General features: G+C 42.4%; 7 protein-coding genes. 2 read left to right on the top strand and 5 right to left on the bottom strand.

Features of this window, described 5'->3' with window-relative positions; all coding sequences use genetic code 11:
* Positions 1-276: 276 nt before the first annotated feature.
* Both E8M12_RS06935 and E8M12_RS06930 read right to left on the bottom strand, forming a co-directional pair.
* The gene (locus tag E8M12_RS06935; protein ID WP_136735367.1) at positions 277-618 is read right to left on the bottom strand and encodes a hypothetical protein; all 342 of its coding nucleotides are present in this window, start codon (positions 616-618) and stop codon (positions 277-279) included.
* A gap of 101 nt (positions 619-719) precedes the next feature.
* Entirely contained in the window at positions 720-1,265 is a 546-nt protein-coding gene (locus E8M12_RS06930; RefSeq protein ID WP_136735366.1) for a hypothetical protein, read from the bottom strand.
* 503 nt (positions 1,266-1,768) lie between these two features.
* Between E8M12_RS06930 and E8M12_RS06925 the strand changes: the two genes are divergently transcribed.
* Together E8M12_RS06925 and E8M12_RS06920 are read left to right on the top strand one after the other, a co-directional pair.
* Positions 1,769-3,781: an amidohydrolase family protein gene (locus E8M12_RS06925; protein ID WP_136735365.1), complete on the top strand. Its 2,013-nt coding sequence runs from the start codon at positions 1,769-1,771 to the stop codon at positions 3,779-3,781.
* A 733-nt stretch (positions 3,782-4,514) separates the two neighbouring features.
* Positions 4,515-6,425 carry an aminotransferase class I/II-fold pyridoxal phosphate-dependent enzyme gene (locus tag E8M12_RS06920; RefSeq protein WP_136735364.1) on the top strand — a complete coding sequence of 637 codons (1,911 nt, stop codon included), beginning with the start codon at positions 4,515-4,517 and terminating at the stop codon, positions 6,423-6,425.
* Between the two features lie 68 nt (positions 6,426-6,493).
* Here the strand turns inward: E8M12_RS06920 and E8M12_RS06915 are convergent, their stop codons facing one another.
* The 3 genes from E8M12_RS06915 to E8M12_RS06905 all read right to left on the bottom strand — a co-directional run bounded on the left by E8M12_RS06915 (position 6,494) and on the right by E8M12_RS06905 (position 9,941).
* On the bottom strand, positions 6,494-8,293 hold the full coding sequence (locus tag E8M12_RS06915; RefSeq protein ID WP_136735363.1) for an amidohydrolase: 1,800 nt from the start codon (positions 8,291-8,293) through the stop codon (positions 6,494-6,496).
* 99 nt (positions 8,294-8,392) lie between these two features.
* Entirely contained in the window at positions 8,393-8,962 is a 570-nt protein-coding gene (locus E8M12_RS06910; RefSeq protein ID WP_136735362.1) for a VOC family protein, read from the bottom strand.
* Between the two features lie 196 nt (positions 8,963-9,158).
* The gene (locus E8M12_RS06905; protein ID WP_136735361.1) at positions 9,159-9,941 is read right to left on the bottom strand and encodes a hypothetical protein; all 783 of its coding nucleotides are present in this window, start codon (positions 9,939-9,941) and stop codon (positions 9,159-9,161) included.
* Positions 9,942-9,984: the final 43 nt, after the last annotated feature.

Here is a 9,984-nt window from a genome sequence, read left to right as displayed (position 1 = left end):
ATTGGTCATAATAAGACCAACTTAGGCGGATCAGTTTTCAATGCAAATCGTGGATCAGTTTTAAGTGCAAATTAACACCAGTTGCGAATGAATGGGGGAGACAATTGTTAGGATCTACCAATGAGCAATTGAATAAGTCCCACTTGATCTGTCAGGTGCGAACAACAGGTCTTATCAGATCTGACAGTTACTTTACCTGCAGTTCTGGCAAATAGGCTACGACCGCTTTGTGCCAATCAGAGACAGTCATTCAACGATAGCACATATATGGCTATCCTATACGCATGTACCAACAGAGCTTATAGAATGACCAATTGAAACCTCATTATCATCTAATTGAATCTCTAAAATAATATTCCATTCTGAACATGGAAAACCTATTCCTGAGTCAGCTATAGTCTCTACGTTAGCATATAAACTTTTTGTTTCAGGGTTCTCAAAAAACTCTATAGAATTCTTTAATGCCCATTGCTTTATCGATTCTCTTGAAGTTCCTTTAGTAACATTACTTTCGAGAGTAATCTCCCAATATTGCATTCTCTCATCAAGAAGATGGTTATTATTTTTACTACAAGCTGAGAGAAGTATGATAATGGTTAATATGACAAAACACTTCATTTTAATTTAGCACCTAACCCTAATGATGGACGTAAAAATGTTGTCTAAAGTATAGAAAAACGAAAGGAGTCAATTTCCGTTATTCGCTCATTACAGCCTGATTATAATTTTAAATGTTCTTGATCTTCAAAGTAACTTATCAGTGAATCAATAAAAACTCTTCTTATTTCATAGCCATCGACATATGCATGACGTCCTGGTTCGAATCGCATTTCATATAGTTGATTGGGAATATTTTCAATAAAGCTTAGATTCAATTCCAAATCCACATATCGCTTATCTGATTCAATTACCCAAAACGATTTGCTGATAATTGATGGAGAATATGTGCCATCATCCCTTTTATTGATAAACACAACATAATCTTTAAAAAAGTCGTTTAAGGTGAGGCTAGCAGTGCTCGGCTTCCATAGAATACTGATATGTTCTGACGCCGTGTTACCTTTTAAAGGCTTAATAACCGTTACTGTCGAGAGCAAACCATCTGGAGTTTTACTGATGCTATCTAACGAAATAATGGCTATTAATTCCGAGTTATTTACCAACTCTTTCCAATCTACTGGAGCATGACCACTGCCCATTGAAGGCCAGGATATCATCAGACAAAATGAAACTAACAAATATTTAATGGTATTGCATAGTTCCATAATTTTATGACTCCTTTTCGCTCATTATAGTCACCCCAACCTGGATCAGACCATACTTATCTGGTTCGGGTCATGTGCCTGCTTCATACGAATAACTCGCTCACAACAACTTGTATGTTTACCGAATTAGCTGCGATGTTGCAGGTTACGCCCAAGCTCATAAACGAATACTCAGGGCTTGCTTGTTACAGCTCACTATATTGATTTCGAAGAGCTTCGGTTTCTCCTGAATTTTTTAAGGAGTGCACATGACTTTAAAACAACCTCCAATATTACACGCTGGCCTCGATTGGGCAACAGCCAAACACGACGTGTGTATGCATCACAAAAAGAGACCGAGAAAACCTATTACCAACTTGATTTTAATAGCTTTTATCAAATAATTAACTGAATTAGGCAGTCTGTCAGGAGTGATTGTAATCACGCAAGCTACGTATTAATTCTCAATAGCAATAAAGCTGGCAAGTAGTAAATTTAACAACATTACGTACATAGGAACATTTATGATAATTAAAAATTTACTGGTGGCTTTAGCTATCACCAGTGCAATTATTTCATCGGCCTTTGCTAAGCAAGTGACTCATTACGATTGGATCGTCAAGGGCAAAAAAACTGGTTATCAGATCGTCACTCACATTAATGAATATCAATATAAATCCAAGTTCGAATTTAATGATCGTGGACGCGGCCCCAAAATTACTGAAACTATAAAACTGGATAGAAATGGTAATATCATTGAGCAAAAGGTTAGTGGGCACACCTATTTAGGTGCAAAAGTAGATGAAAATTATAATTTCAAAGACGGCATTGCTCACTGGCAAAGTACGCAAGAAAATGAGTCTCGAAAAGTAGAAAAAAACAACTTTTACTATTCGGCAGATGGAACATTCCTTGGTCTTGAGCTGATGGTACGAGCAATTGATAAACAGGAAAATAAATCACTAGCCTTATTACCGTCAGGTACAGCAACCATTCAAAAATTAATGGATACCAGAGTAACTAAAGGTACGGAATCTAAAGATGTAACTCTTATCGCTATTAATGGGTTAGATTTTACGCCATTCTATGCTTGGTTTGATAAAGACTTAAATTTCTTCGCTTATGCCTCTGCTTGGGGTGGATTAGCACTACAGGGGTGGGGGGATAACTTAACTCATCTCTTAGAACTGGAAGACACAGCAACCATTCAATACTATCAAAACTTGGCTATTCGGCATACTGAACAGCTTACTGGCATAACATTATTTACTAACATAAATATTTTTAATGCTGTTAATGATCATCTATTAAGTAATACCCAAGTTGCCGTTCAAAACGGAAAAATTTTGGCTATTGGAGAAAGCACCAACGAATTTAAACCAACTAAAACTATCGACGGTCAAGGCTTAACAATGATGCCAGGATTGTGGGATATGCACTCCCATATGAGTTTAAATAGCGGTTTGCTAAATGTGGCTAACGGCGTTACAAGCGTCCGAGATCTAGGAAATGATCATGATCAGCTTATGAAAGTGATTAAAGTGTTCGATTCCGGCGAAGCTATAGGCCCAAGTATTTATAAAGGCGGAATGCTCGATAAAAAAACTGATTATTCCATACCTGTTGGAAAAACAGCATCAACATTAGATGAAGCATTGGAGCATGTTGACTGGTATTCCGAAAGAGGTTATCAACAAATCAAGGTTTACAGTTCCATTGACCCTGAGTGGGTAAAACCTATCGCAGAACACGTCCACAAGCGCAACATGAGAGTAGGCGGTCATATTCCCTCCTTTATGTCTGCCGAGCAGGCTGTTATGGCAGGATTTGATGAAATTCAGCACATTAATATGGTTTTTCTTAACTTCTTAGCTAGCGATAAAGACGATACCCGAACACCTTTACGCTATATGTTAGTAGCAGAAAAGGCAGGAGATTTGGATCTAAACTCAAAGCCAGTGGAGGACTTTACTGCGTTACTCAAAGAAAAAGACGTGGTTGTTGATCCTACTGTTACCATTTTACATAGTATGTTCACCAATAAAGCAGGTGAAATTGACCCTTCATATGCTGCCGTTGCAGAACACTTTCCCGCTAGTAAGGTGCGGGAGTTATTAAGGCCAGGCATAGACATAACTGAAGATAATGAACAACAGTACGAAAGGTCGGCACAAGCATTACTAGATATGGTTGAAAAGCTTCATCTTGCGGGCGTCCGTCTGGTAGCAGGAACCGATGCCATGGCAGGTTTTGCCTTGCACCGTGAATTAGAGCTTTATGTTAAAGCTGGAATACCCACAGGTGAAGTATTGAAAATTGCCACAGTGAATGCCGCACGCATCGCTGGCAGAGAGGATATAGGAACAATCGAAGAGGGAAAAATCGCCGATCTTATACTGATAGACGGTAACCCGCTTGAGAACATTAGTGAAATCAGAAAAGTTGCTTTAGTCGTGAAAGATGGGCGAATGTTCAGGCCAAATGAAATGTTCAAATCAATAGGAGTGAAGCCATTTACCACGGCGTATAGTTTTTAAAATCACATATCTGAGGTAGGGCGATTAGAACGATTAAACTAGATTTGGCTGAGTCAAGTTAGTTTAAGGATAGCGTTGCACTCACCAGTTGAATTCGCAGCACAAAGCCGCCGTTTAGGTTGACTCGAATTTTGCCAAAAAACGAGATTGCGGCCTACGCCGCAATGACGAATTTCAAGCTTTTTGACAGCGTCCTCACCAAAAATTGCTCCTGCATTTTTGGCATACAGGCCAATCCATGGCCATAACCGACAACGTCCTCAGCGATGAAATCCTCACCCCAGTAAAAAGTTAACTACTGTTCCTAGTACAAAGTTGCCGCTCAGGCTCGGCTAAGATTCCCTGTCGTGGCAGGGAATGACTCAAGGGTTTTTGCTTTTTGCTCGGAACAGCGTGTGCTCGGAGCTGATGACATCAGCGTGCTCGGAGTGGTATTTTCTGCCACGTACTCGGAGTATCGTTTACGATGCGTACTTAGGGAGTTTCAACTCCCGTCTTTGACAAAGCAGACATCGGGGTTCGATACAAGTCACGAACAGGCCTCCCACTTTTTCCGTTCATAAGGTCGGTTCTTGCTTTTTTAATGGATAACACATTGGCGGAGATAGTTTATTTTGTAACGCTTCGCGGGAAACTATCTTGTTAAATTAGCATTTGTGGATAATTCATTTCCCAACTTTCAACTATGTGTTTATGCTAATGACTATTGATAACATTTAAAACGAACCTTGCTATGTTACCTCTCCTTAGAATTTTGTTAATCGAACAAAATCAAATCGTTTTACAAGAGCTTTCAGCGAATCTATCCAAAACCATTCCTAACTTTGAGCGTCAGGATGTCGATATCGATATTATTGATTGTATCGACCTGGCAAAGGCATTGGAATATGTCACTGAGGATGGTGATATTCAGGCCGTGGTTTTGAGTTGGGATATCCATAATAAGACTGGCGAACGTATTTATGGCCGCTTTATCGACCAACTGAAGGAGATTCGTATCGAATTGCCGGTTTATGTTATCGGTGACGATACCAAAGGGCTGGAAATCGTCAACGAGTCAGAAGATATCGAGTCTTTCTTCTTTAAAGATGAAGTGATTTCCGATCCGGAAGCCATTTTGGGTTATATGATCAATGATTTCGATGACAGATCGGAAACCCCGTTCTGGACCGCATATCGCCGCTACGTTGGCGAAGCCAATGATTCCTGGCACACACCGGGTCATAGCGGGGGGGCTAGCTTCAGGAATTCCCCCTATATTAAAGATTTTTATCAGTTTTATGGCCGTAATGTATTTGTTGGCGACCTTTCGGTGTCAGTCGATTCGTTAGGGTCATTGTCGGACAGCACCAATACCATTGGCCGTGCCCAGGAGTCAGCAGCGGCAACGTTTGAAGTTAAACGTACCTATTTCGTCACCAACGGCTCGTCCACGTCAAATAAGATCATATTGCAAACGCTGTTGCGTAAGGGGGATAAGGTAATCATAGACCGCAATTGTCATAAATCTGTGCATTATGGCATCTTGCAATCGGCCAGTTTCCCTATCTACTTGTCGAGTATTTTAAATCCCAAATATGGGATCTTTGCACCACCGTCGTTGGCGGATATCAAGCTAGCGATAGAACACAATACCGATGCGAAATTACTGGTGCTGACAGGTTGTACTTACGATGGTCTGCTAAGTGATCTGAAACAGGTGGTCGATTTTGCTCATCAACATGGCATTAAAGTGTTTATAGATGAAGCCTGGTTTGCCTACTCCTTATTTCACCCGAGCTTCCGCTATTATTCGGCCATTCATGCCGGAGCAGATTATGTCACTCATTCTGCCCATAAAGTGGTGTCGGCGTTTTCTCAGGCTTCTTACATACATATCAATGATCCTGATTTTGATGCCGATTTCTTTAGGGAAATTTACAGTATCTATGCCAGCACATCGCCAAAGTATCAACTCATCGCCTCTCTCGATGTATGCCAAAAACAATTGGAGATGGAAGGCTATAAATTGCTCAATGCGTTGTTGAATCATGTGGAAGAATTTAAACAACATATGGCGTCACTGAAGAACATTAGAGTGCTAGGGAAGAAAGACTTTCAGCAAATGTTTCCACACTTTAGTGATGATAACATGGGCCATGATCCGTTAAAGATTCTCATCGATATAAGCGAGCTGCCTTATTCGTTAAAGGATATTCACAAGTACCTGCTTGACGAAATTGGTCTGGAGATAGAGAAATACACTCACAGCACTATATTGGTTTTATTGACGTTGGGTGGTACGCGATCGAAAATTATCCGCTTATATAATGCGTTGAAGAAACTAGACAATGGCAAGGTCAAACTGTCGAAATCGACGCGCAGGTCTCGCTTGCCCGAGAGCTTACCAGCCATAGACTTAGCATGTATTCCAAGCGACGCCTTCTATGGTGAGAGAGAGTCTCTGCCTATCGATAAGTGTAACAACCGCATTTGTGCTGGTTTAGTCACCCCGTATCCTCCGGGTATTCCGCTCTTAGTACCGGGCCAGAACATCACCCAGGATCATATCGTCTACCTGAAGGAGTTGGCAGGGCAGGGCTTGACTATTCAAGGCAGTTTCGATGGCGAAATATATGTGCTTAAGGACAAGGTTGAGAAGTAAAGAACGCTGCGGAGTTGTAACCTCAAACTTCGTTGTTATAGAACTTTTCGATGTAATCAAAGATTAAATCACTGAGCATGATGTAATAGCCCCGCAGATATCATGGCAATGGTGGCAATTGCCTGGCAGCGTGAAGAGATCACGCAACTGCCAGCCATTGTCTCTTGCTCTCTTGTGTATACCGTTTGACCTTCTTTTATCGTTTCTAACACCTTAATATCGGCAATTGTTTCAGGTTTTACCGTTAATGGATTTTCAGAAAGGATAACTAAATCTGCAAGCTTGCCCACTTCCAGCGAGCCTTTGCTTTTCTCCTCTTTATATTGATTCGCTGCCCACAAGGTTAGCGCTTTTAATCCATCCAGTGCGGACACTCGTTGGTCTGGCCCCAATACACGGCCCGTTCGAGTCAGGCGATTGACGGTTGCAAAGTATACGCGCATGGAATCAGGTAAAGCCACCGGCGAATCATGGTGAGAGGTATAGATCATACCTAAGTCCCGTGCCCATCCGGTTGGTGAAATGTTTTTGGCTCGCTCTTTGCCTAAAACAGAGTTGGTGTGCCAGTCTCCCCAATAAAAGGTGTGCATTGGGAAAAACGAGGGAAACACCCCCAGGCGTTTAAATCGTTCAACTTGATCTTTGCGGGCCGTTTGAGCGTGGATAGCGACAAAGCCCCGGTCTGGTTTACCATGCTTTTTCTCACTTGCTTCGATCCCGTCAAGCAACTGGTCGATCGCGGCATCACCATTTACATGAGTTAGCAATTGCCAGCCGTTACGTTGCGCTAATTCAATATACTCAGCAGCTTTTTCATCGCTCATGCTTGGGTAGCCTTTGTAACCTTTTTCCTGACCGACTGGCTGAACGAGGTAGGGCTTCGTTAGCCATGCCGTTTTCCCTTGTGGCGAACCATCGAGATTTAACTTGGCTCCGGCAACTCGAAATCCATTGGTGTAGTGTTCAGAATAATACGGAGGGGCTAGGATCTCCTGAGCAATCTGAATATCGGGAAAAGCCGCAACATCGATAGGCAACTTGCCTCGTTGAGCTAAATCATACATGGTTTTTACCGCAGATATGGAAGCCCGGCCTTCTTGCGCTGTTGTGTAACCAAAGCTTGAGTATAGATTCATTCCGGCATTGAAAATCACCTCGTTTTCCTGCGGGCTCAGGTTGGCAAACAAAGGTAACAAGGTGCCAAAGAATGCCGTTTCTTCCAATACACCATTTGGCGTTTTGCCGTCCCTTTCACGACGAATCTTACCGCCATCAGGATCTTTACTCTCTGCTGTTAACCCGGCCAATTGCAATGCTTTGGTGTTTAATGTCGCTAAGTGACCAGATTGATGAATAATGAGTACCGGGGCGTCTTTCGATACTTCATCCAGTTCCTGGCGGGTAGGGTGTCGCTGTTCTTTTAACTGTGAGTCATCGTAACCAAAGCCCAACACCATGCCGTGTTTACTGTTTTCAGGATTAGCAAACCAGGATTTAAGTTCTTCTTGCAATGCTGCAATATTATTAACCTTGCCATCCGGGGCCGCTAGCAGGTTAGCAGAAAGCGCTTGAATTCCTGTATTAAAAACATGGCCATGACCATCGATAAAACCGGGCACTAAGGTCTTTCCAGCCAAGTCGACTACTTTCGTATTCTCATCCCGAAGTTTTATTAATTCTGATTTATTACCAACGGCTAATATTCGCCCATCTTTAACGGCTAACGCTTCTGAGGTCGGCTGAGAGTCATTGACAGTAATAATGTTTCCGCCAACATAAATCGTATCGGCTGAAGTTTGCGCGGAGTTTGAGATGAAAGAAGTGCAGAATAAAGCTAACAACGATATTACTGACAATACAGTTCGCATGTGTATTCTCCTCGGTTAAATCGAACAATGACTTGGCATTAGAATAAAGTTTAGAGTAAACCGTTGTTTTTGGCTCGTGCCTGGCTGCCTTTCTGAATCTCAGGTAACACCATGTTCCACCGGAATGGCCGACATCGGGCCGTCAGGCATAGCGAGCAGTTCCTCAGCGGACACCCCGGCACGAAACTGCGCAAGTAGCTGGTCGGGGGCAATATCTACGCCGACTGGATTCGCCGCAAACGCTTCGCTTGTCATATACTCAATTGCTTCCTTGGTACTACAGCTGTCGACCTGAAGTTCCATTCGATTACGGTTTGGATCCAGGTAATAAAGGGAGACTGTCATACCGTGATGAATGGCCCAATAGGGATGGATGTCGGCTTCATTTAGTCTCGCGTGGGTTTCGAGCAAATCGCCAATCGATGCATAGGTGAAAGCGACGTGATTGATACCTATCTCTCCCATAGCTGCGGCAGTCGGGGATGTTTCTTTCAATACGCTCAGGTTTGCAATGCCAAAACGATGATTTTCATCATCAAAAGCCAGAAAAGATAGCGCTGGTGTCTGCTGGACAACCTCGGCTTCAAAGACCGATTGGTACCATTGAATCATTTCCTCGAATTGTCGCGTCATAAACAGAATATGGGCAATTTTAACGGGCTTGGCCATGTGGATTCCTCCTGCTTATGGCGCGAATGTTCTCAGAAAAAGCGATTTGATAACCTCTTTGCACAAATGGCTACTGACCATAGAGCGCATTCTCGGTTACGCTTACACCAGGTTGCACGCAACTTAACTAAAACCTGAGAAACACACTCGAATATAAGACACCAAAAAATCTAATATGTAGTGGGTTTATTGATGGTTATTCACTTTTCTTTGTTCCCGCTACCTTAACTAAAGTAGTGACGTATAAATGGTCTCTTACCGATTGGGCCATTTCATCAATTTCTTGAGGGTTTTTATCCGGGTGGACATTTTTCATGGCATCCCAAAATGGGGTTGGGGCGAATCTATCTAAGAAATCGACAGTACCAAAGTTGCTGGCAACAGCTTTTCCTGCAGGGGCAACTTTGGATAATAATGACCAGCCAGCGCTATGCTTATTTTCATATAACCACTGATGAATAGGCTGCCAGACTTCACGTTCGAACTTTATATAATCCTCGGGGTTTTCAGCTTTCATGGCGTTAAAAACCGCAAAGGTATGTTCATTGTCACCGATGCTTTCCAGGGTATACCAAAGTGTTGAGCTGTTCATCGATCTGGCGTCAAAGGATTCTTGCCACATATTCTGCATTTCTTTTTCACCATATTTTTTGGCGATAGTCATGCCTCGCATTGCATCTGATTGACGCCATTGGTCTGCATCCTCGTAAATTTCTACGACGTAATAATCACAATCGGTGCGGTCTCCAAACATCACATAGTAAAGTAACCACTGTTTCATGTGCCCTTGGTTCACCATCTCCTGATGTATGGGTAGCCATTTCTTAGTTTCCATATCGCTATAATCAGCGGATTGGGATTTCATGCAGTGGGAGACAATCATATCACCCTGATCTTCCTGAGCATTGACTGTGTATCCAGAGAGCATTAATAAAAGGTAGGTGGTTACGGCAATAAAACGGTGCGATACGGTGTTCATAGAGTAAGTCCTGTGCTGTTGAAATTAGCATCCACAACTTACG

It is taken from the genome of Thalassotalea mangrovi (assembly GCF_005116735.1).
GTDB classification, from domain to species: Bacteria; Pseudomonadota; Gammaproteobacteria; order Enterobacterales; family Alteromonadaceae; genus Thalassotalea_A; species Thalassotalea_A mangrovi.
Note: the sequence above shows the minus strand (reverse complement) of the source record. Positions and strands in the feature narration are given on the sequence as shown.